Below are 25,238 nucleotides of genomic sequence, written 5' to 3' on the forward strand. Positions count from 1 at the left end.
TATTCTCATAATTATCTCAATTCTTTCTTGACCTCGACTCCGCTCGGTCTGACATCTTTTCTTCTTTCCATCATTTTTTTTTACTTCAATTCTGTTTCTACCATTTGGGGGAAGCCCACTTAACTTCCGTTTCACTTTTCACGATTCACGTTCACATGTTATTTACTCATCTATAATAATATTACGACTTTAGTTTTTATTCTCAAAGTTATCCCGCATCTTTATCTCCGGCATGTGAGCAGCCTACTTGACCTCGACTCCGCCCGGTCTGACATCTTTTCTTCTTTCCATCATTTTTTTTTACTTCAATTCTGTTTCTACCATTTGGGGAAGCCCACTTAATTCTTAATTTGCCATTCTCAATTCTTAATTCTCAATTGATTTTTCTCCCCACTTGCACAATATTGACCAAAAAAATATTTTTTATTGTCGATCCCTTGCATTAACTATTAATAAAATAGACGGAGTCAGCTCTAATTTTATACTTGTATCCCGCCCTTCGAATCCCGCGGATAACAGTAATTACATGTATTTGTTACATTTTTGAAGGAGAATCAATGGATTAAACTATTTCCTTTTCCTTTCGATAATTGACTTGTCAAGCTATATCCCTTGTAATTTTAATGATCTGGCTGGCAGATCGTAAAAAAACTCTCTGGCTTGAAAATTGATAATAGTATAGAGGCAACAATAGTGAGAGATATCATGTTTCTATCGGGATTATTTATTTACGTCAGTTTGTTTATTGTATTAATGGCAATACTGATGAAGTCGGCGCCGGTCGGTTTTGAGAACGATTTAGGTTTTCATTACGGAAATAAGCTAAACGGTGAACCTGAGGAGAAAAAAGCGGCATAAGGAGAATTGACCAGCCGTTTCCCGTTTCCGGATTATAAAGCCGCAACTTTCAGGATGCATTCCTATTACCGTTCTACCTGAAGATGCAATTTAGTCATCCCTCGTAACCCATACTTAAATCTGTCCTCCTCAATTTTATTCATTTATTTTGAGCAAATCTGATTTATAAAATCAATTTTCAATATATTCCATTTGAATAAATGAATGAACTATATTCTTAGTGGTTGATTCTGAATACTGATTGACGAAGTTTTATCATTCCGTATCGATGATTAAGATTTTTTTCATTTTTTACTTTTCACTTATTACTTTATAATTGCTCATGGATAATAATAAAAAGATCTACATTGCGGGTCACAAAGGGATGGTTGGTTCTTCAATTCACAGGCGCTTGCAAAGTACCGGACATAAAAATTTTCTCATGCGTACAATCGATGAACTGGATCTCAAAAATCAATCGAAGGTTGAAGATTTATTTCAAAAAGAAAAACCGGATTACGTTATTCTCGCCGCGGCAAAGGTCGGAGGCATATTAGCAAATAATAAATACCGCGCTGAATTTCTTTACGACAATTTGATGATCGAGTCGAATATTATTAATTCAGCGTATCAAAACGGGGTTGAGAAATTAATTTTTCTCGGCAGTTCCTGTATTTACCCTAAGTTAGCTCCGCAGCCGTTAAAAGAGGAATATCTTCTTTCCGATTATCTTGAATACACAAACGAACCATACGCCATTGCCAAGATTGCCGGAATTAAACTTTGTGAAAGTTATTATAAACAATACGGCTCCAATTTTATCTCCGTCATGCCGACAAATCTTTACGGTTATTACGATAATTTTAATTTAGAGACCTCTCACGTACTTCCCGCGCTGATGCGGAAGTTTCATGAGGCGAAATTGAATAATTCAGATTCAGTTGAGATCTGGGGAACCGGGAAACCTTACCGTGAATTTCTATTTGTGGATGATCTCGCCTGTGCGGTGTTATTTCTTATGGATAAAATTAACGCTAGCGATTTGTATGACAATAATCTAACACATATAAACGTAGGTACCGGTGAAGACCTGACCATTTCTGATCTCGCCGGACTGATCCAAAAAATAGTCGGGTATAAAGGCGAGATAAAATATGACTCCTCTAAACCGGATGGGACTCCAAAAAAACTTCTCGATGTAACGCGTCTGCATAACTTCGGATGGAAACATTCGACCTCACTCGAAGAGGGCTTGAAAAAAACATACGAATGGTTTGTAAATAATTATAAATTATAAATTGTTAATTGGAAATTGTGTGGTCCTATTAAAAATATAAAAAATAATTTATCATTTATCATTGTAAATTTACCATTGACTCATGGATACAGGATTAGGTCAAAGATTATTTGATTTTGCTGTGAACGTTATAGAATATTGTAGAAAATTACCAAAAGCAAAAGAATATGAGATTATAAAATACCAACTTATAAAATCAGCTACATCGACTAGCGCCAACTATGAAGAAGCTCAGGGAGCCGTTTCAAAACCGGATTTCATCAATAAAATAAATATTGCATTAAAAGAGATCAGAGAAACAAATTACTGGATAAGAATTATTGAAAAAATTGGTTATAATTCAAGTGAATCAAAAGTAATATTACTGGAATCTGAAGAATTAAAAAAAATATTGGGATCGATATATTCAAAATCTTCCCAAAATAAATAATTTATACCATTCAAAATTAATTTATAATTTATCATTTAACATTTCTCATTGAACTATGAAAAAAGCATTAATCACAGGTATTACGGGACAGGACGGAAGTTATTTGACTGAAATTCTGCTTGAAAAGGGTTACGAGGTCCATGGTATTATTAGAAGAAGCAGTTCTTTTAATACTGGAAGAATTGATCATCTCTATAATAATCCAGAGATACTCGATAAAAAACTATTTCTTCACCATGGAGATCTGGTTGACACCAGCAATTTGAACCGCCTCCTAAATTTTGTCGAACCGGATGAGATCTATAACCTTGCCGCGCAAAGTCATGTAAAAGTTTCGTTTGAGATTCCGGACTATACAGCCCAGGTTGACGCCCTTGGTACATTAAGATTTTTAGACGCAATCCGGGAGGTCGGTTTAGGAAAGCAGACAAAATTTTACCAGGCTTCAACCTCCGAGTTATACGGTAAAGTACAGGAGATTCCCCAAAAGGAAACAACTCCATTTTATCCGCGTTCTCCATATGGTGTCGCAAAGTTATACGGCTACTGGATAGTTAAGAATTATAGAGAGGCATATAATTTATTCGCATGCAACGGTATTTTATTTAATCATGAATCACCGCGCCGGGGCGAGACATTTGTAACTCGGAAAATTACACGTGCCGCTTCAAGAATATTTCTTGGTTATCAGAAAAGTGTAAGTTTGGGAAATTTGGACTCAAAAAGAGATTGGGGTTACGCTCCGGAATATTGTGAGGGGATGTGGAGAATTCTACAGCAAAACATCGCTGAAGATTTTGTTCTCGCAACCGGAGAGACTCATACAATACGTGAATTCTGCGAGTTGACATTCAGAGAAATTGGGATTGAGATAGTATGGAAAGGGAGCGGAGAAAAAGAATCCGGAATTATTGGATCAATTAGTGAAAGTAATATAAGCAGTAAAGTAAAGATGGAACAATGTAAAGTGAAAACCGGGGATGTTATCATTGAGATTGATCCGAAGTATTACAGACCTACAGAAGTTGATCTGCTGATAGGTGATGCTTCGAAAGCAAAGAAAGAATTGGGATGGGAGTCCAAAGTTAAATTTGAAGAATTGGTAAAATTAATGATCAAGGCGGATTTGGAAAAGGTTGCTGTGAGAGGGTATTAGAATATCTAAACTTGTTGTGAGAACTATTTATTATAAAAAAAGATTATATGGAAAGTGCTACTAACAATTCCAAGAATAATTTTCTATTAACTCCAATCAAAAATAATTAAGAAATTAAATTGCATTTTCTGCTTTATTATCCCGTCCATATTTTACGGATCAACCAAGATTTATTAAATCATTTTCGGTATATTGTAATCAAATAAAAATCCACTTTTTTACCTTTATTAATACAGAATAATTTCTTGTTCTATTTTACTTGATGGTTATTAGCATGATATGCTAAGACTCTTACTGCGTTTCAATTTTTCGATAATCCTTTTTAGAAAATTTATTCATTTCTATATAAAAGGAGTTATATGAAAAACTATCAAATCTTTTTAATCCCGCTTTTTGTTTTGACTCTCATAGCATGTTCACCGGTTCATGAAACAATTCAAAGAAGCACTTACTCTCTCGATAGAGTGACTGAGATACAGCCGGGAATTGATTGTCACGGACGAGTTACTTCTCTAACTGTTAGTACTTTTAATAACAAAAAAATAATCGCCGCGTCGGAATCGGGAGGATTATTTAAGACAAATGACGGAGGTATAAGTTGGTGGCACTTAGATGGATTACCGACAATTTACGTGATGGATGTTAAATATTTACCATATGATTCAACTATAGTAATTGCAACTGCACGAGCTGATACAAAGATTGAAAATGGAGGAGGAATTTGGATTAGTAACAACGGTGGTAATTCTTGGCGCAAGTCAACTTTGAATATTCCAATAAATGATGTACGGTTTAATTCTCCCAATCCCTACGAGAAATATAGCGCTTATGGGATCTCTTTTGATTCAAGTAATAATATTTACGTGGGAACATTTTGCGGAATAGCCAAAAGTATTGATAAGGGAGAATCTTGGGAATTAATTATTCCCAGATTTGATGTAATGAATGTCGAAAGATCCCAGGATCGTATCTGGTCGGTTCTACCATTGCCGAATAATCGATTACTTGCTGCTTCAGATGTATGGATTATTCGTTCTAGTGATGGCGGTCGTAATTGGGAGCGTAAAGTGTCTTGCAGCCATAGTCGTAATGTATGGGTAACACATGGATTTACTCATTCTCCTTACAATCCGGAATATATATTTTATACGGAGTACGTAGGTCGTTTACATTACTCTTTGAATAGTGGAATAGATTGGTCTCAAATGGAGATTCCGGAAATCCCGCGAGCATGCCGGCCATCTTTTATTAAATCAGCAATAGAATCGTATGAGAATAATGAAGTTTTTAACTTATACTATAGTAATGGTACAAGTCTATACTCAAAAATGTGTTTTGTTTACAACCAGGATTCGTTTAATTTTTCTTCGCCATGGCAGCCGGTTTCTGTTGATCATCCCGATCCAAGTGAATTAATTACCGATCCTCAATTAGGATTCCCATTGATGTTGGCATCGGACGGAGGTGTTCATCTCACAACTAATAATGGTGTATCATGGAAACTCGCCAGCACATTTACCAAAAATTCCACCGGTAGTTTTGTCAATGGTTTAAACGCACTTCAAATCTACGATCTTACCGGGCAGTTTGTTCAGCAAGAACCTTACCCGCATATGGATTTATATTTCGGCACACAGGACAATTATATTTGGGCATCAGCCGATTCAGGCAGAACGTGGCCGTTCCATGATTGTTGCGAAGGATTTTTAATGAATGTATCAAGATATATTGATAATGAAGAGGGTACTATCGTAACCTATGTAGCATGTGGAGAATGTTTCAATATAGAAAGTGAAAGACATCTTCAAAATTCTTACGAATTTTATAATTGCCCTGCTGAAACACTCGGAGCTCCTTTTTTGTGTGATAATTATAAATACATACAGTATGGAGATAGAAATCTTTTCTTCACCAATAATTACTCAAGGCAATACCTAACTACATGGAGCAACATAGCGCGTATTGAAAATGATTTAAATGGTATTCCTAAAATTGCGAAGAGCGGCGATGCGTTTGTTGTTTACCAGGGGATAAAAAAATCTGATATCCTCCCTGATGGAGAGACGAAAAGGGGACTAATTAAAATTGATGGAGTAAATACCGAAAACCCTGCTATAGTTGACGCGGATGTAAATGGTTTTGGATCTTTGGGTTACTATGGTGAAGGTTTTGTCTGCGGCTTAAATACTCTTGGGGTTAATCCGGCTGATCCGTATCATCTTATTATGGCTGATATAAGTGATAATAAAATGAAGTATACTTCTGACGGCGGACTCAATTGGCTGGTTGATGAAAATTTGACAACTGCAATTACGGATGCTGATAAATTTGTCTTTAGAAAAACGAATGGAAGTACTCAGGCCAGGATAATTGAATTCAACCCTTTCAATCCGCAAAAGATATTTGTTGGTACAGAACAGAACGGAATAATTTACACGATTGATAACGGGTTAAACTGGCAAAGGTTTCCTGGAAGCGAAAGAATTCCAAATATTACTTCTATCTTTTTTAGAAATGAACATGAGGCGTATGTTTCTTCATATGGAAGAGGTTTGTGGAAAATGAAATTCTGGAATCCGCCGCGGGCAATTGATACTCTTCCTACAAGATTTGCCGGTCCAATTGATTTACCGGAGATGTATTCGCTTTCAACCGGAAAACAAAAATCTTTAGATCGGAAGTCAATTGATTCTTTAAACAAATGTGATGATTGCTGGACATTAACTGTTAAAGGTGGTGTCATAACTAATATTGACTATGATGAGGAGAATAATCTTAAAAGTCTAAAAATATCGGGTGGAGAAATAGTTTATCGTAATCTGAAAAAAGACCGTGAGAAACCGAACGTTATCGTTTCAATTGATAAGGGCTACGGCGATTTTAATAAGAATACTCTGATTACCCGCTTGATTGCAGAGAAAAAAACGATTGAGGGAATCGTACTCAAAAATAAAAAAATTACTGACATCATTTGTTATGGAAAAGATATTAGTAGTTCATTGAAAAAGATCAAACCAGTATATTACAATAGTTTAAAAGAACCCTATTTCAGAATTTCACATCAATCTTCCTCCTCCGGTCTAACATATCTATTTAATGGTGGAAAAATTAATGTTGAGGGGAGAGGATTTAAAAGTGATCAAAGTTTTCAAGTGCTGTTGAATGACAAAGTAGTTCTTGAAAAAATTATTCCTAATGAAAAAGGAATTATTGAATCGAATTTTAATATCAATGAAATTCCGGGTGAATATAATCTGAAGATTATTTCATTATCGGATAAAAAAGTGAAATACATAAATACAATAACTGTCGTCCCAAAAGATATTAGATAAAGATAAATATCAACAAAGTATATACTCTACTTTTTTGTTTTATCCAAAATTTCACAAGTCGCTTTTCGGAGCGACTTTTTTTTTACTTATCCGTTCATCCTTAGTTGTCGGTTCCTTCAGTATGAACGGTCTTCCTCTTCAACTTTTACACTTTCAACTTGAGTATAATCAGAATCCTTTGTGATGCCATTTAATTATTGCTTCTGAACTAATAATAATTAAATTTTATTTCCAATTGGTTAAGATGTTTTTAGAATTACAAAATCAATACGACCTCGATTCTTTACTCGGAATTTATTATATGATCTGCCTTTGGTATTAGTTAGTAGAATAATTAGGTTTGTATTGTATTCCTGGAATTCAAATTGAATCTTAATTCATCGAAGAAAAATAGATTTCTCACCAATATTTTAATGAAACCATTCAATTCAGGCTTCAGTATTTTTAAAGTAATGCTTGTAGTTCTTGCCTCATTTTCATTAATACCGATAATAATCCTAATATTTCAGTCGATCTCCAGTCTAAATACATCAAAAGAACTATCTAATAAATCAATTGAATCTACTTTTAAAGAGCAAACAACTCAAATTTATAAGTCCTATGCACAAAATTTATCTAAAAGAGTCTCAGACTTTTTATACTCATGTGAATCGGATCTGCAAGATCTTTCAAGTGTAGCCTTTACCCCTAGATCTTTTCAACTCTTCGATAATAATAATTTACGATGGGTTAATCATTTGGACAAGAGCATACCTCTTTATAAAGAAATTGTGCTGATTGATCAAAACGGGAATGAAAAAATTAAGATTTCCCAAAATGAAATTGTGCCGGATTATTTGCTAAAAAATGTACGAGATAAAAATAACACAACTTATTTATCTGAGACATATTTCGATGATGCTAAAAATTTCGCCGGTGATATTTATGTAACTCATCTGACAAGTTGGTATATAAGCAGATACGAACAACTTGTGCAAAAAAAATCATTTGATGGAGTTATTAGATTTTGTAAAAAATTAAAAGATAAAGACGGAAAATTTAAGGGAATCCTAATGCTGGCATTGAACTATGTTCATATGCTAGACTTTGTTGATTACAACGCAATTTCTGAAGATTCTTTAGTAAAAAGATATAAAATTGGCAGTTACAATTATCTTGTTGATGATGAAGGTTGGATTATTGCACATCAAAAATTATGGGATATTAAAGGGCTTAATAAAGATGGCCAGGAAGTAGAAAAATTATCGCAGTCTACGCCAAGTTGGAAATATGAAATGGGAATTATTCCGATAAATCTATTGCATATGGATTGGAAATTAAGAGATATTAATAATAATGAACCGATGAGTTCAATACTTGAGCGGGTTCGAAGAGGGGAAACTGCAATCACAACAATGAAGTCCATGGGGGTTTATAATGAGAACGAGGGGATAATCCGAACACGGACGTACGCACCAATATTTTATTCAAGCGGCCCATATTCAAAATATGGAATTTTTGGAGCAGTTTCTGTCGGAACATCTCTTAAAAAATTTCTTGATAACTCTCAAACCCTCGCTAAGAATTTAGATGAAATAAATACCAAAACAAAAAAGGAGATGATCTTCATCGCAATCGGTATTTCTATTGGGGTTGTATTTTTTTCCTTTTTTATAGCAAGATGGATAGCTAAACCATTGACAGCCTTGAGTGTTGCACTTTTAAAAATTGGCAAGGCTGATTATTCTGTTGGCAATATTAATAGTTCCATAGAAGAAATAAACATTCTATCGTATGGTGTTAAAAATCTTGCCGATGAATTGGATGTAAAAGATAAAAAAATAAACCAAACTGTAATAGAATTAGAATCTGTCAATGCAAAGTTGGCCGAAACAAAAAAAGAACTTTCAGCATATTTGCACCACGAGTTTGAAATTGAAACTGATGTGATATTAGAAGAGAAAATAAAATCGTATGAAAAAGAATATCCAATCCTGAAGAAGATTCGAAACGAAAAATTAATAGGAAATAGTCCTCAGTTTTTAAGAGTTCTTAGACAGATTGTCCCACAAAGTCAGATGAACCTTCCGATTTGTATTTATGGAGAATCGGGAGTTGGTAAAAGTGCTTTAGCTTTCGTTTTGCATTCTCTCAGTTCTCGTTCTGAAAAACCATTTCTGACATTTGAAGCTGCTGAATTTTCTGCTGCCGACCCTATGATTGTAATGGGAAAATTATTCGGTTATGGATTTGGGCATGGAATCGCTGGAATAGATAAAGAAGGTCAAAATGGGATTTTAGAGTCTTGTGAAGGCGGAACATTGTTAATTGATGACGTTGAGGCTTTGCCGCTTGAAACACAAGCTCAAATCCTTCGAGTTGTTGACGGATTAAGTTTTCATCCAGCAGCTGGAAAGTCAAGAGAAATCCATTCAGATTTACGATTTTTGTTTGCGACACATATTAATTTGGAACAATATGTAAAGGAAGGATTATTCAGAAAAGATCTTTTTAGAAGAATTGGCGGTAGTTTCAATAGAATTGAGATTCCTCCTTTGAGGGATCGAAAGAGTGATATATTGATGATTGCCGAATATTTTCTAAATAGATTTAATCAAAAGAATAATACAGCAATAAATCTTACACAAGTTGTTAAAAACCATCTTTTGGACCTTGATTATAAGGAAGGCAATATTGGGGAATTAAAAATTCTGATTGAAGTCTCATATGAAAATGCCCGTGTTGAAGGTAATGAATTTATTACAGAAAAATATTTTCCGATACTTAAGAAGGAAGAAAAAAAAGTTCAGATCGATCGGGTACAACAGATTAACAATGGACTATTCAATCAAGATGAGTTGAGGAAATTGGAAATTTTGCGAAATAATTTTTTCAGAATGGACATAAGCGAAGAAGAACTGGGATTTAAAAAAGGTTCTCACACTTTATCTCATCATTTGAAAGGAATGTGCCTTAAAGCATTATGTTCCGCAACATTCGATGTAGGTAATGCAGCACAACTTATTATTGGACCCAATAATAATAATAAGCAGAAACCTGCAATAATTCAGAAGATCGAAGGATATATCTTAAACGTACGAGAAAAATTTCAAACGGAAAATGAAGCCGCACTCCAAAAAAATCTACCTAAGGAATACCATTCGTATATAAAAGAAACCGCACTCCATTTCAAAAACACTACTAGGTGAGCATCAATTATTCCCACTCAACTCCCACAACGCCGTGGGATTCCCCATAATGTGGGCATTGTAAAAAATGAATAGCTTGAAAAATAAACGATTTCAAAGAAATACTTAAAATCTTTTTGGGTATAGTATTTGTTACATATGAAGATAATTACTCTACATTTTCTGAAGAAATACGGCTATGCAGTTGTTACTATTAAAAGTTTTCGGCTGCTTAGAAAAATAATTTTTCGAACAGGATCTCGTCAAAGACCTAAGGGAAGCTCAATTTATGGGATTAATGATGTATCTGAAAGTGTTGAGAACTTTACTATTGGTCAGCATTATTTTTACATGTTATTCACAATCTGCCGCTTACGTTTTACAAAGAGATAATCAACAACAAGTTCAAAGTGACTCAATCTCCAATCAAATAGTTTGGCAAGATAGATTCGACTCTAATAACCTTTCAGAATGGGAAATTGTAGATGATATTCCAGGGGCTAATTCAAATTGGCGTATTGAAAAAGGATTTCTAAGTCAAACAACTGAAATAGGATCGAAAAATGAATTATTGGGTACTCATATAGTAAACGGTGATAGTAATTGGAAAGACTATATAGTTAGAACAAACTTCATTAATACAGATGACGATTATGTAGGAATTCTCTTCCGGTATCAAAACGCAGAAAATTATTACCGCTTCATTTTGTCGTTCAAACAGCAATCGTTACTACTTGATAAACGAGTATCTGGGAAAAATATTGAGATAGAAAAAATAACGGGGTATGAATTACAATCCTGTAAATATTCTGTAATAATCTGTGCAGAAGAAGACTCTATAAAAGTTTATTTAAATGATCAGTTAGTGTTCCAGGTAAAAGATAACCAGTTTGAGAAAGGGAAAATCGGCTTCACTACTATTGCCAATCTTAGTGCATTTTTCGATGATATAATTGTATTTAATCGTTATAATATCGAACCGCAAAAAAATGAACCGGCAATTATTCGTGGACCTTATTTACAGAGTGTTCTCGCTGATAGTGCGGTTATAAGATGGAATACTAGTTCCAACAATATTTCGAAAGTGGAATATGGAATAAATCAAGAAGCACAATGGACGGTTAAAGACACCGTGTTAAGAAGTATTCATGAATTAACTCTAAAGAATTTGAATTCGGGGGCTAAGTACTACTATCGAGTTTTATCAGGTAATTCCAGTACGGATTGGTATTCTTTCAAAACAGCTCCGCTTAAAAACACACCATTCAACTTTATTGTTTATGGAGATAATCAACTAAATTTCTTACGCCACAAAGAAATAATTAATCAATTTACGAAGCACGACTTTGATTTTATCGTAAGCTGCGGAGATGTTGTTCAACGAGGTCTGCGTAAAGATTGGGACACAGAATTTTTTGAACCCCTTTCGGGAATATTAAAAGAGAAATCATTTTATTCCGCTATTGGTAATCATGAAATGAATTCACCGTATTTTTATGAAAATTTCTCATACCCGAATTCTGATCACGAAAACTACTACTCATTCAAATATTCAAATTGCTTTTTCATTTTTATTGATAATCCGCGTGCCGCCTATCCTGATAAAACAGTATATACCGATTTTAAAGAGGGGAGCGGACAATTAAAATGGATTGAAGAACAACTCGCTTCAAAAGAAGCACAAGAAGCAACCTGGTTATTCGTGGTTGCTCATGTACCCAGTTATGTGTTAGGCTCTCAAGATAGATCTATTGATTGTAAAGAAAATCTTGTTCCGCTGTTTGAGAAATATAATGTGGATTTCAATTTTGCCGGTCATACTCATGGTTACGAAAGAGGTCTTGTGAATGATGTCAATTACATTGTTACCGCGGGCGGCGGAGGTGTGATGAGCAAAAAGGAAAAAACTGTACCCAAAAAAATAGACGGTCTTCTGAAAGACTATAATTATTGTTTTGTTTCCGTCAATGGCAATAAGCTCACATTTACAGCGTTTGATATTGATGATAATATTCTTGATCAGCTGACGCTGATAAAGTAATTATTGTGCATTAATAGATTCTAAATACTATAGCAATTAATAATCAATGGTGTAATTAAATAATTAACACAAACGAGGAGGAACGGATGTATTCAAATTTTACTTTTAACAAGAAGTGGAATTATTTGAAGGGATTGTGGATAGCATTTCTACTGGTCCTAATAATAATTCCTGAAAATCAATTCGCACAAGGAACGGGAAAGATTATGGGCCGTGTAATTGAATCTACTTCAAAATCTTCATTGCCCAGTGCAAATATTCGTATTGAAGGAACTCAAATTGGAACAGCTGCGGACAAAGAGGGTAGATTTGTTATTTCTGGTGTCCCCGTAGGTCAATACAAAATTATTGCGTCGTTTTTAGGCTATGAGAAACAAATAATAAGTGTTAATGTGATTTCTGCCAAGAGTGTGACCGTAGAATTTGAATTGAAAGAGAGTATGCAAGAAATGCAGGAAATTTCAGTATATGGGACTTTGACCCGCGGACAGGCAAAATCACTTAATGAACAAAAAGAATCGGTGAATATTAAAAATGTTGTGTCATCCGAGCAGATCAGCAAGTTTCCGGATAGAAACGCAGCCGAAGCATTGCAGAGAATACCGAGTATTTCAATAACCCATGATCAGGGCGAAGGAGAAATGGTCCAGATACGTGGAATTCCACAGCAATACAATTCTGTTACACTCAATGGTGTTAGAATTCCGGCACCGACGGGTGCTGCGAGTGATGGAGCCGGACGTGGGGTTGGTCTCGATCTTGTCTCTGCAAATATGATGGAACAAATAGTAGTTACTAAAGCATTAACGCCCGAAATCGATGGTGATGCCATTGGCGGATCTATTGATTTTATTCTAAAAGATGCTCCTGAAAAACCATTCTATAAATTTGTTTTAAGCGGGGGTCTAAACCAGCAAAAATCAGAATTCAATGCTTGGGGGCGAAAAGATATTCAAAATTATTCTGCCATATATGGCCAAAGATTTTTTGATAACAAATTTGGTCTTTTAGCTGCTGCAAACTACTATGTCACCAATATAGGTTCTATACTAAGAGAGTATCGGTTTCTAAACGATCAAACGACTCTTTTACAATATAGTAAATGGACTGATTATGATGTAAAGAGAGACAGATATGGTGTTAATGTTGCAACAGATTACCAGTTTGACCAAGATAACAGACTGAGATTATCATTTAATTATAACGGGTACGTTGATCAAGAAGTCCGCAGACAAAACGTAAACAATATTCCTACAAAATCAGAAGAAAGAGAAACAAGAAACAGGACTGAAGATCAGAGGCTTGCCTCTGTTCAACTCGGAGGAGAGCATAATATTGGTAATATTAAACTTGATTATACGGGATTCTGGATACAATCAAGAGAAAGACTTCCCGATAGAACATATTGGACTTATAATAGAACTAATCCATATACCGGTTGGTCGAATGATCAATTGATGTTTATCACCGGCTTGGAATCATATCCGGGTTTAGCTCCTGCGAAGGTAACAAGATTACGTCATGATGATTTTCTAACAGTTGACGGAGATAAAGGTGGAAAATTTAATGTTCAAATTCCATATACATTTCTTGATAAATCCAATATTCTAAAATTGGGTGGCAAAGTAACCGCCAAGACAAGAAGTATGGAGAGACACAGAGCTAATTTTTCAGTTTTATCAGGACAAACAATTCCAGTTGTCGGCGGGACATTCCCATACGTAAATATAAAGTGGAATGATCCCATTGTAAGCACTTTACCTTTTAAACCGGCTGTCGAGGATCCAACATACCCGGCTAATGATTATGATGCAACTGAAACAATAATTGCCGGTTTCGCTATGTCGAATGTTAAATGGACGGATCAATTATCATCGTTGATTGGTTTCAGATTTGAGAATACAAATACGGGCTACACTTCATATTCAAAACTAAATCAAGAAAGTTCCTATTCTGATGTTTTACCGTCATTACATTTTACTTATCGTTTTACCGATAATATGAATTTACGGTTAGCCCTAACAACGGGATTAAGCCGACCGAATTATACCAATCTTGTTCCGCAATTCATTGTTGATGACAACGCAAAAACGATTTCCAAAAGTAACCCTGAATTAAAACCGGCTCACTCAAAAAGTGTGGATTTATTATTTGAAAGTTATACAAATAATCTTGGATTGTTAAGTGCCGGTATTTTCTATAAGAGGATTGAGGACTTATTGACTAGTTCAACTACGTCGGAAACTTATAATGCTGACCTGTATAAAGTAACCCAGCCGATGAACGGCGGTAATGCTGATGTGTACGGTTTTGAGGTTGCATTCAACCAAAGGTTCAGCTTCATTGATATCGATTTTTTAAAACCATTCGGTATTTATTTCAATTTTACATACACACACTCAAAGGCTAATTTTGAATCAAGAGAAATGCCTTTAACCGGAAATCCGAAATACATAACAAATCTTGCGCTTTTTTACGATAATCCGGAAATCGGTCTATCGGTTACTGTTACAACTATTGCCCGCGCTCCTCTTCTCAATTCTGTTGGGACTAATGAATTAAACGATTTTTGGTTTGCTGAAGAGTTCAGGTTAGATATTTCTGCAAGTCAGAGAATTTTCTCCAACCTCAATTTCTTTGTTCAGCTAAATAATCTTACAAACCAAAAAGAAGTAGAAAGATATGGAGACCCGACAAAGGATTTCTCCAGATTGGAACAGACATATGAATTTGGTATAAGTGGAATTGCTGGCTTCCGTTTTGAATTATAATTTTCCTCTCCTCGTACTCTACTCCAATGCAAGAGGCAGAAATGCCTCTTGCATATTTAAGTGTGTGAGTGAACGGGTACAAACAGAACTACGAGAGTCATTTTATCTCTAAATAAAGTGTTCAACAATTATATTGTAATTATGCAGAGGTTCGTGATGTTGAATAGAATCATTTCGTTCTTTAAAACTGGTCAAGATAAACCTTTACTTGATGATGAAAATCAGATAAAAAAGATATATGAATCAAAGCGATGGAGTGTTTTCATTTCATTAATACTTGGTTATGGATTCTTCTATACATGCAGGCTTGGTCTTTCAGTAGCAAAAAAACCGATTTTAGATGCTGGTGTTCTTAATATTTCTGAGATGGGTATTATAGGTTCAGTGCTATTATATGTCTATGCAGTTGGAAAGTTTGCTAATGGAATGCTGTCTGATCGGGCGAATATAAAACGTTTTATGTCTTTCTCTCTTTTTATTTCGGCAATTGTGAATATAGTTTTTGGTTTTACAAATCTTTTTGTCGGGTTCGTAATACTATGGGGCATAAATGGATGGTTTCAGTCAATCGGCTCGGCGCCAAGTGTTGTTTCAATTTGTCAATGGTATAGTAATAAAGAGAGAGGCACAAGATATGGTATATGGGCGGGTGCTCACAATATCGGCGAGGGCTTGACGTTTGTTGGTACCGCGTTTTTGGTCAGTACTTTTGGATGGAGAGCCGGGTTCGTTGGTCCCGGCATCATATGTCTTTTTGTTGCTTTTGTTCTTTATCATACCTTGGCAGATAGACCTCAGACATACGGCTTGCCCCATGTTGCGGATTATAAACAAGATTATTCTGCGGGAAAGCCGATACAAGAAAATGTCGGAAAACTTCAGAGGATGGTGCTGAAAAATCCTTATGTATGGATTCTCGGATTAAGCAGCGCACTCATGTATGTTACAAGATATGCGATAAATAACTGGGCAATATTATATTTACAAGAATCAAAAAATTATGAGCTAATGAATTCTAGCTTTATCATGGGTGCATACCCAATCATGGGTTTTATAGGTGCATCATTTTCTGGTTTTCTTTCTGATAAGCTATTTAACTCTAGAAGAAATATCCCTACGCTATTTTATGGAATTATTCAAACCAGCGGTGTGGTGATGCTTTTTATGGTTCCACCCGGACATGTCTGGCTCGATACAATAGCTATGGGAATGTTTGGCTTTGGTGTCGGCGGATTAATTGTATTTCTTTCCGGGTTAATAGCTATCGATATTACTCCAAAAGCTACTGCCGGAACAGTAAAAGGTCTTATCGGAATGTTCAGCTACATCGGGGCAGCTACCCAAGATTGGATTAGTGGTTTTCTAATTGACAGCACTAAAGTAATGGTGAATAACAAAGCCGTTTACAGTTTTGATAATGCTTTTTACTTTTGGATTGGCGCCTCTGTTGTATCTATGATACTGGCTTTATTTGTATGGAATGTAAAACCTCAAGAATAAAGGAATGTAAATGAAAAAGATTATCCAGTTCTTTATTTGCTTTATACTTTTTACCTCAATTGTTAAATCGCAAGAATTACCCTTAAGAGGAATTTGTGCGCACCGCGGTGCTTCCGAAACTCATCCTGAAAATACGCTTGCCGCAATTACTGAAGCTGTAAATCTAGGTGCGCATATGATTGAATTCGATGTACGAGCAACTAAAGACAATGAATTAGTAATTATCCACGATGCGACAGTTGATAGAACAACAAATGGAAAGGGGAAAATTGATCAGCTAACATTGGCAGAAATTAAATTGCTCGATGCCGGAGGTTGGAAAGACGTTAAATTTAAAGGTGAAAAAATTCCTACTTTCGAAGAAGTATTACAAATCATCCCTAAAAATATTTGGATGAATATTCATATAAAGGGGGGTGTCTTAGCGGCAGAGAAAGTTGCACGCATTATTACGGAATCAGGTTGCATCTTCAATTCTATTATTGCTTGTGGCGATGAAGAAATGAAAGCCGTAAAAATGATTAATCCGAAGATAAAAATATGTTATATGGAAAGAGGAAACTCTACGGATGATTATGTGAAAGGGGCGATTGAAGTAAAAGCCAATTCTATTCAGCTTACTGCTGAAGCATTTTCTGATATCACTAATTATGTTAGTACATTAAAAAAACACGGAATAAGTGTAAATTATTATTACGCGAAATCTAAAGATGAATTGAAAACATTACTGGAAGCAGGTGTAGATTTCCCTCTAGTTAACGATGTAAAAGACATGCTTCAAGAGGCGGCCATTTTTGGAATTGAATTGAACAAAAAATGAATCATTGAGGAAAAACCATGAAGAAAATAGTTTTTATTTCATTTGTAATTATATCATTTGGTCTATTTACTGGGTACTTATTGCTAAGTGAAGGAAGAAAATTTACAGAGGTAAGGAAATTTGATTTTGCCGAAGCACGGCAGGCCGTGGCAGTTGATCATAATAATATTTATGTGATCGGTACTCAAGAAATTGCAAAGTATGATAAGAAAACCGGAAAGAATATTAATAAATGGCAGCAAAATGAAAAGGGTAAGATTATTCATCTTGATAGCGGTGTGATCTATAAGGACAAATTATATTGTGCTCATTCTAATTATCCGGCAATTCCAATGACAAGCTCGGTGGAAATTTGGGATGCGAAAACTCTTAAACATATTAATTCACACAGCTTTGGAATTAATTGGGGTTCATGTACCTGGATAGATAGATATCAAAATTATTGGTGGGTAGTTTTCTCTCATTACAACAAATGGAAAGAAGAAACAAAGACAGATGTAAGATGGACAACACTTATTAAATTTGATGATAATTGGCAACCATTGGAGTCATGGGTTTTCCCAGATGAAGTGCTGAAAAAATTCGGTGTGATGAGTAACTCTGGTGGTTCATGGGGACCGGATGGTTATCTATACTGTACAGGCCATGATGCACCGGAACTCTATGTGTTAAAACTTCCGGAAGTTGGGTCTGTTTTGGAATTGGTTGATACTGTCCCGATTAATAACACCGGACAAGGAATAGCTTGGGATAGATCCGATCCAAAATCAATTTATACAATTAAGAAGGATATTAAACAAGTCGTTCATTCCAAATTAGAAACCAAATAGGATTTCTCTTTATGTCTCACGAATCGATCCTTCTTTTTGCATTTCTAATGAGTATTGTTTTTATCATTTACTTTACGGCAAAAGTTAAACTCAATGCATTCTATGTTTTGATTGCAGCAAGTATCGGCGTTGGAATTGTTGCAAGTATTCCGCTTGATAAAATTGTTGTAATAATGAAAGAAGGATTTGGAAACACTCTGGCTTCAATTGGATTAGTAATAGTTTTTGGTACAACACTTGGCGCTGTGTTAGAGAAAAACGGTGCGGCTTATAGCCTTGCAGGATACATCCTAAAGATTGTAGGTGATAAAAGAGCTCCTCTTGCTATGGCGATAACCGGATTTATTTTCGGCATACCGATTTTTTGCGATTCCGGATTTGTAGTTTTAAGCCCATTAAATAAATCTATTGCCAAGCGAACATTTTCACCAATGTCGGTAATGGGTGCTGTTCTTGGAGTTAGCTTGTTCTCAGTTCATTGTTTAATTCCTCCGCATCCCGGTGCAACAGCAGCATCCGGGATAATTGGAGTTAATCTTGGAAAAGTTATTCTATTTGGATTATTGATAGCATTAGTTTCAGCAGCATCCGGCTATTTTTGGGTAAAATTTATTGGTAAAAAATATCAGTCACGTTCTGTTGACACAATGGAGGACACTTTTCAAGAGGATATAATTGTAAATCTACCAAGTCCTTTGATTTCATTTATACCAATATTTCTTCCGATTTTACTAATCTCCGCTAAATCAATTTTAGTTCTTTTCCCAGGCATGGTCCCAAGCGGAATATTTTTTGACCTAATTTCATTTATTGGTGATCCGGTAATTGCCTTACTTTTAGGATTGATCTCAAGCTTAATTTTATTCCCAAAGTTTACACGGGAAACCCTTGATCACATTTTTAATGAAGGAATTAAAAATGCCGGTGTCATATTGCTAATAACTGCAGCGGGTGGAACATTTGGCGCTGTTCTTAAAGCCTCCGGAATCGGAAATGTAATCGGCAGTTCACTTTCATCGGCGGGACTAGGATTGCTATTACCATTTTTTGTTGCAGCGGCATTAAAGACTGCACAAGGCTCTTCTACAGTCGCGATTGTAACAGCGGCTTCATTAATTTCACCGTTATTAATGGAATTAAATTTATCTGCCGGTAATAGCCCGTTATATACCGTTCTATCAATGGGAGCTGGGTCTATGATAGCGTCTCACGCTAATGATAGCTATTTCTGGGTTGTTACAAAATTTTCCGATCTAGAAGTTGATGTTAGTTTGAAAGTATTTTCGACTGCAACAATTATTATGGGAATTACAGCAGAACTTTCAGTACTAATTGTTTCGAGAATTTTTCAATAGAATTATTTTAGCTTCATAAAGTACATTACATTTTCTGCTTTATTCTTCCGTCCAAATTTTATGGATCAACAAGATTTATAAAACTAATTTCCTATCTATTCTTGAAAAAATTATTTCTGATGAAAAAGGAATTATTGAATCGAATTTTAATATCAATGAAATTCCGGGTGAATATAATCTGAAGATTATTTCATTATCGGATAAAAAAGTGAAATACATAAATACAATCACTGTTGTTCCAAAAGATATTAGATGAGGATAAATATCGGTAAAATATATACGCTAATTCTTATTCTACTGATTTTTTCAAATTTGGCATGATTTATAAAATCATTTTTCGATATATTCCATTTGAATAAAAAAAATGAACTAGATTCTAAGTGGTTGTTTCTGAATGCAGAATGACGGAGTCTTTATCATTCCGTATATATGATTAAGTATTTTTTTACTTTTCACTTATTATTTTATACTTACTCATGGGAAAGAATAAAAAATATACATTGTCGTAAACAGGGTATTAGAATAATTAAAAATGTAATGTGATTATCTATTTTTTCTATAGGATTATATGAAAACTGCTTTCATGAAAACAGAAAATAATTTTAACACCAACTCCGAACAAAAATTAATCGAGTCTTTAAAATTATATTTTCTCGCTAGAGAATTAAAAATCATCGGTTTAAAAATGGTAAATCCCAATCTGACTGAGCAACAAATTCAAGAGAAAGTAAAGGAAATATTTTTAAATGCAAGATCTTAATCTATTCGGTCTCTTTACTGAAAAATTACTGGACAATAATATAGATTTTTTCATTACGGGATCAGTGGCATCTATTGTTTATGGTGATCCAAGATTAACACATGATATTGATTTAGTAATATCATTGAGCCAAGCGCAAGTAGATAACTTTATTAAAGCATTTCCTATCGGCGAATTCTATTGCCCACCAGTTACCGTAATCAAAGCTGAGTTGGTACGTCCTGCAAATGGACATTTTAATTTAATTCATCATGAAACCGGTTTTAAGGCAGATATTTATTTAATTGGGAATGATGAGTTCCAGATTTGGGCGATGAATAATAAAAAAGAAATAATATTATTAGGTAAAAAATTATTTATTGCCCCACCCGAATATGTTATAATTAAGAAGATTGAATTTTATGATGAAGGTAAGAGCCAAAAACATTTGTATGATATTGCGGCGATGATAAAGAATTCAAAGGATATAATTGACTTCGCTTTTATTATTGACCGATTAAGTAAATCTGGGTTATTAAAAATCTGGGAAAAAATAAAGCTATTGTAATAAATAAAGTTAAAAACTTCACTTTATCGGACACTTTTAAATGATGGATAATATTGCCCAAATAATAACCAAATCTCAAATAATTTTGCAGAGATATATTCAGACATAAGGTGTGAATGATTAATCTTTTAATAATATTTTCTTGACTATTCAAATTTAGATTTATATGTTCACATCGGTTCCAGCCGAACTAACTTAATTTTATCTTTTTAACAAATGATCGGAAAACTGAAAAGTTATTTCCAGGCATTTGTTTTCATCACGACCAGCCATTTATTTCCAGCCATCAAGTAACAAAACAGCCGAGCTTTAAATATTTCTTAACAGCATAAGAGGGTGCTTAATGAAAAACAAATTAACTGTTTTAGCATTTCTCATGTTCGTAATAACGAGTGTGAGTTTTGCGCAAACTACTAGAAACGTACCTAGCAGTTACGCAACAATTCAAGCTGCAATTACTGCAGCTGTGGATGGTGATATCATCCAGATCGCGGCTGGAACATACAACAATGGCGCTTCGACGCTGACTGTTGACAAATCACTTACCTTTATTGGAGCGGGACCATCTTCAAACCCAACAACAATTATTACATCAACTGCATCAAGGATAATAACCTTATCAGCGACTGGAAAAAGTTTCAGCTTTCAGGACTTGATAATTGAGGGTAACGACGCAAATAACGGTATCTATGCAGGAAGTGCAATTAATATCAATTCACTTTCAATGCAGAATGTCATCGCTAGAAACTGTCAAGTGGCTCTTTATTTATCTGAAAATTGGCCTGGTGCTGATCCATTAACCACAACTGTTAACAACTTAAATTTGGATAATGTTACTCTGACAAACAACAAATTTATTGGTGCTTACATCGGAAAAACAGTTCTTTCAGGAACAGTGATAAATTCAACCTTCACAGATAATGGTTATTCAAACGAATCACCGGACGCTTGGCAAAAAGTCGGATTGCAATTTGTGAATTTTGATGATGCCACCGTACCATATGTACAGGTTACAAACTCCACTTTCACCAATAACGGATCCGGTGCCTCCAATATTGAACGTACCGGACTCTCAATGTACACAGCATATAATTTGAAAAGTGCAAATGAGCTTCTGACTGTAACTGGCTGTAGTTTTTCAGATCACTATTGGGCAGTAAGATTAAAAAACGAATATAGTGTAGAAAATACGGCTACCGTGAATGGAACTTTCACCAATAACCTTTTGGATATTTGGTTCAATCGTGTTGTTGGATCTACAAGTTCAACTTTACTTGTAAGGCGAACTTTTCCGGGCATCAGGACGGTTGGGACAGGTCCAATCTACGATTATAATACCATACAAGCGGCTATTAATGCGGCCAATTCTGGTGATGTGATACAAGTTGCTACAGGAGCTTACGCTGAAGCAGTAACAATAAACAAATCTCTAACACTCATTGGTACCGGCAATCCTACAGCAACAAGTTTTACTCTTACAAACGGGGCGGTACTTGGTGTTACATCAGGCGGAATAACAGCTCCAACAACCTATGTTAATCAAACTACTTCCGCCGGTTCAAAAATTCAGGATGGAATATTATTAGCTTCAACCTCTGGCGCAGTTAACGTTGCTGCAGGAACATATACCGAAACAGTAACTGTAAATAAATCACCTCTAACCATCACAGGTACTGGAACCCCTACTGTAACTAAATTTATCTTAATAGCTAACCCCGTTACGATAACCGGATTTAATGCTGCAACAATTATTGAACTTAACAGCGGAGGTTCGCTTTCAGATGCTCTAGACGCAGCACCAATCGGTGGAACAGTTAATCTTAGCGGTGGAAGTTTTTCGAACTTTACCATTGATAAACCGTTAACTATAAATGGAAACGGGGCAATTGTTAATCCTGGTTCTCCGGGAATAATAATTAGCTCTAGTAACGTAACGATTACGGGATTTACATTTAATGATGTTTTCGGGAGCTTTTACGCTATAAGAATTCTTACAGGTCTTTCGAATATTGCTATCCATTCATGTGATCTACTTGCTACTCTTGCACTTGAAATCCAGGGTACCACCACTGGTGTGAACGCTGAAGATAATTACTGGGGTACTGTTACTTTAATTCAAATTCAAGCAAAAATTAATGATCCTTCAAAAGTAGATTTTGACCCATGGTTTGGTAAAAATTTAATTCCGGGGATTTACGCAGTTGGGGTAAGTGTTCTTCCTAATTTTACATTTACATCGAGTGTCACCGGGAATATAGAAATTTCAACCGATGCTAGTTTTTCGGACATTATTTTGAGTAAATCTTTGACTGCAGTTACAAGCTACAATTTTTCAATTGCTGATTTGACAGGAACTCTATCGGGGAAAGACCAACTTGCAAATGGTACTCAATATTATTGGAGGACTAAAAACGGGTCTGTTATCTATCCGACACCACCTCTCGAAAAATATTATATATTTACTACTGTTAATAAGGTTGTGCCGACACTAAATGCAATAACTCCGGGTGCAACTTCAGCATATATCTCATGGTATCCTTTACCTTATTCTTCAGGTTTGAAATATGATCTTTATATATCTGATGATAACGGAACTTCTTGGGCTAGTCCAATTAACACGGATAAAACGTATTACACTTTACCGTTAGTTCAGGGTAAGACTTATAAAGTTCAGGTTAGATCCACTAATTCTAATGGCAGTGTAATAATTTCTTACTCCGCAAGATCTGCTGGTTTTACTGCAGTGGGTCCACCAACTCCTACTCCATCTTATCCAACAGACCCGGCTGAAGACGGATTAGTTTATGCAAATCCTCCAACACTCTTTTGGTTCATTGAAGGAAACGAACCAACAATAACTTATGAAATAGAAGTGAAACCATCAGCTGTATCTTTTGACGAATCAAATCTCGTAGCAGTAGCAGCAGGAAAAACATTTAAAAAACTTGGATCTTCTTTAACGGCTGGATCTACATATCATTGGAGGGTGAGATCAGTATCAGGTTCCTCATACTCAAATTGGTCAACTGCCGCTACTTTTGAAATGTATACCAGAACAGCAACTGTAGCTATAATACCTACTCCATCGTGGCCCGTTAATAATGCAACTGTATATTCAAATCCACCGACTTTATATTGGTATTTAGGTGAAGATAAAACCGGATTATTCTTTAATGTAAAAATAACCCGGGTAAGCACCAACACTACAACAACGCTTACCGATTGGTCTCAAGATTTATTTAAGGAATTGCCTGCTTCATTAATTCCTGGTGAAAGTTATACTTGGAATGTTCGGTCAAGCGTAAATTCTGATGGGGCTTCACCATCGGGTTGGTCTTCAAACGGAAGTTTTATAATTGCATCGACTGCAAGTGGAGCCGCAACAACACCAATACCTTCATGGCCGGTTGGCGGCGCTATTGTTGATGGGACAATGGCGGCTATTACTTTAAACTGGACAGCTTATTCAAATCAGCCATTAGACTTTATGGTTAAAATAGCAACCAGCTCAAGCGTGGATGGAACCGGTATGTTGAATCATGGTTCACATGCGGAAGGAAGCTGGGTCTCGGCAACTACTTCAGCGATAGCAAATAATATTAAAACATTGACAGCCGGTGCTACTTATTACTGGCAAGTTAAATCGAGATTAACTGGAAATATTTCAGTTGAATCACCCTGGTCAATGGTCGCCAATTTTTCAACCGCCGCCGGATCTTCATCAGTAGTTCCTCTTGTTATCAGTCCTAACTACTTACAGCCGATTAATAAAACCACTGCATTTTTAACATGGAATATTCCTGTTCAGAGCGAATCACATTTGAAATACGATCTGCAATATTCCAAGAATGCGGATTTTAGCAGTACAGTCAGTAAAACAAATTTAAATGAGACCGCTATACAGATAACCGGATTAGAATCAAACGCTACATATTATTGGAGAGTATTATCGAAGACAGATAACGGTTCAATTTCCAGTTATTCTACACCGGGGTCATTTAAGACAAGCGGTGCTACGGCTGTAGAGGATCAAGAAGTTATCCCAACTCAATTTGAGTTATCTCAGAATTATCCGAATCCGTTTAATCCATCAACAAGAATTACCTATTCACTTCCACAAAATTCATTCGTGAGCATAAAAGTTTACGATATGCTTGGACGTGAGGTAAGATCATTAGTAAATACAGAAATGTTGTCAGGTAATCATTCGGTGGAATGGAGTGGGATAGATAATGCTGGAAGCAAAGTATCAAGCGGAACTTATATTTATAGAATAACCGCGGGCAATTTTGTCGCGATAAAGAAAATGATACTAGTTAAATAATTCAAAATATTAGATAACTCAAAGGGAAGAGATGATAAAATGAAAAAGATAAGCGCATCAATCTTTTTGTT

At 35.4% G+C, this 25,238-nt stretch carries 15 protein-coding genes; all 15 read left to right on the forward strand.

The genetic code is table 11. The annotated features are described in order from the left end of the window. Positions 1–693: 693 nt before the first annotated feature. The 15 genes from NTX65_00005 to NTX65_00075 all read left to right on the forward strand — a co-directional run bounded on the left by NTX65_00005 (position 694) and on the right by NTX65_00075 (position 25,167). Complete coding sequence (locus NTX65_00005) at positions 694–858, forward strand: hypothetical protein (protein ID MCX6167695.1); 165 nt, start codon at positions 694–696, stop codon at positions 856–858. A 322-nt stretch (positions 859–1,180) separates the two neighbouring features. Further along, a complete protein-coding gene (locus NTX65_00010) occupies positions 1,181–2,134 on the forward strand; it encodes a GDP-L-fucose synthase (GenBank protein ID MCX6167696.1) in 954 nt (317 codons plus the stop codon). Positions 2,135–2,216: 82 nt separating this feature from the next. Continuing rightward, a complete protein-coding gene (locus NTX65_00015; protein ID MCX6167697.1) occupies positions 2,217–2,564 on the forward strand; it encodes a four helix bundle protein in 348 nt (115 codons plus the stop codon). 55 nt (positions 2,565–2,619) lie between these two features. Then, positions 2,620–3,720 (forward strand): GDP-mannose 4,6-dehydratase, encoded by a 1,101-nt coding sequence (gene gmd / locus NTX65_00020; protein ID MCX6167698.1) that lies wholly within the window; start codon positions 2,620–2,622, stop codon positions 3,718–3,720. A gap of 359 nt (positions 3,721–4,079) precedes the next feature. Beyond that, positions 4,080–7,052: a hypothetical protein gene (locus tag NTX65_00025; GenBank protein MCX6167699.1), complete on the forward strand. Its 2,973-nt coding sequence runs from the start codon at positions 4,080–4,082 to the stop codon at positions 7,050–7,052. Positions 7,053–7,417: 365 nt separating this feature from the next. After that, the gene (locus NTX65_00030; protein ID MCX6167700.1) at positions 7,418–10,240 is read left to right on the forward strand and encodes a sigma 54-interacting transcriptional regulator; all 2,823 of its coding nucleotides are present in this window, start codon (positions 7,418–7,420) and stop codon (positions 10,238–10,240) included. A 268-nt stretch (positions 10,241–10,508) separates the two neighbouring features. After that, the gene (locus tag NTX65_00035) at positions 10,509–12,260 is read left to right on the forward strand and encodes a metallophosphoesterase (protein ID MCX6167701.1); all 1,752 of its coding nucleotides are present in this window, start codon (positions 10,509–10,511) and stop codon (positions 12,258–12,260) included. An 86-nt stretch (positions 12,261–12,346) separates the two neighbouring features. Then, positions 12,347–15,031 carry a TonB-dependent receptor gene (locus tag NTX65_00040; GenBank protein ID MCX6167702.1) on the forward strand — a complete coding sequence of 895 codons (2,685 nt, stop codon included), beginning with the start codon at positions 12,347–12,349 and terminating at the stop codon, positions 15,029–15,031. Between the two features lie 156 nt (positions 15,032–15,187). Continuing rightward, entirely contained in the window at positions 15,188–16,531 is a 1,344-nt protein-coding gene (locus NTX65_00045) for an MFS transporter (protein MCX6167703.1), read from the forward strand. 10 nt (positions 16,532–16,541) lie between these two features. After that, a complete protein-coding gene (locus NTX65_00050) occupies positions 16,542–17,351 on the forward strand; it encodes a glycerophosphodiester phosphodiesterase family protein (protein MCX6167704.1) in 810 nt (269 codons plus the stop codon). Positions 17,352–17,368: 17 nt separating this feature from the next. Then, the gene (locus NTX65_00055) at positions 17,369–18,181 is read left to right on the forward strand and encodes a hypothetical protein (protein ID MCX6167705.1); all 813 of its coding nucleotides are present in this window, start codon (positions 17,369–17,371) and stop codon (positions 18,179–18,181) included. Positions 18,182–18,192: 11 nt separating this feature from the next. Next, the gene (locus NTX65_00060) at positions 18,193–19,536 is read left to right on the forward strand and encodes a GntP family permease (protein MCX6167706.1); all 1,344 of its coding nucleotides are present in this window, start codon (positions 18,193–18,195) and stop codon (positions 19,534–19,536) included. Between the two features lie 583 nt (positions 19,537–20,119). Beyond that, positions 20,120–20,296: a hypothetical protein gene (locus tag NTX65_00065; GenBank protein ID MCX6167707.1), complete on the forward strand. Its 177-nt coding sequence runs from the start codon at positions 20,120–20,122 to the stop codon at positions 20,294–20,296. Then, on the forward strand, positions 20,283–20,843 hold the full coding sequence (locus tag NTX65_00070; GenBank protein ID MCX6167708.1) for a hypothetical protein: 561 nt from the start codon (positions 20,283–20,285) through the stop codon (positions 20,841–20,843). The genes NTX65_00065 and NTX65_00070 overlap by 14 nt, the downstream gene beginning before the upstream one ends. 343 nt (positions 20,844–21,186) lie before the next feature. Then, positions 21,187–25,167, forward strand: coding sequence for a T9SS type A sorting domain-containing protein (locus tag NTX65_00075; GenBank protein ID MCX6167709.1), 3,981 nt, complete (start codon positions 21,187–21,189; stop codon positions 25,165–25,167). The last annotated feature ends 71 nt before the right edge of the window (positions 25,168–25,238 follow it).

Source organism: Ignavibacteriales bacterium, from assembly GCA_026390795.1.
Taxonomy (GTDB): Bacteria; Bacteroidota; Ignavibacteria; order Ignavibacteriales; family Melioribacteraceae; genus Fen-1258.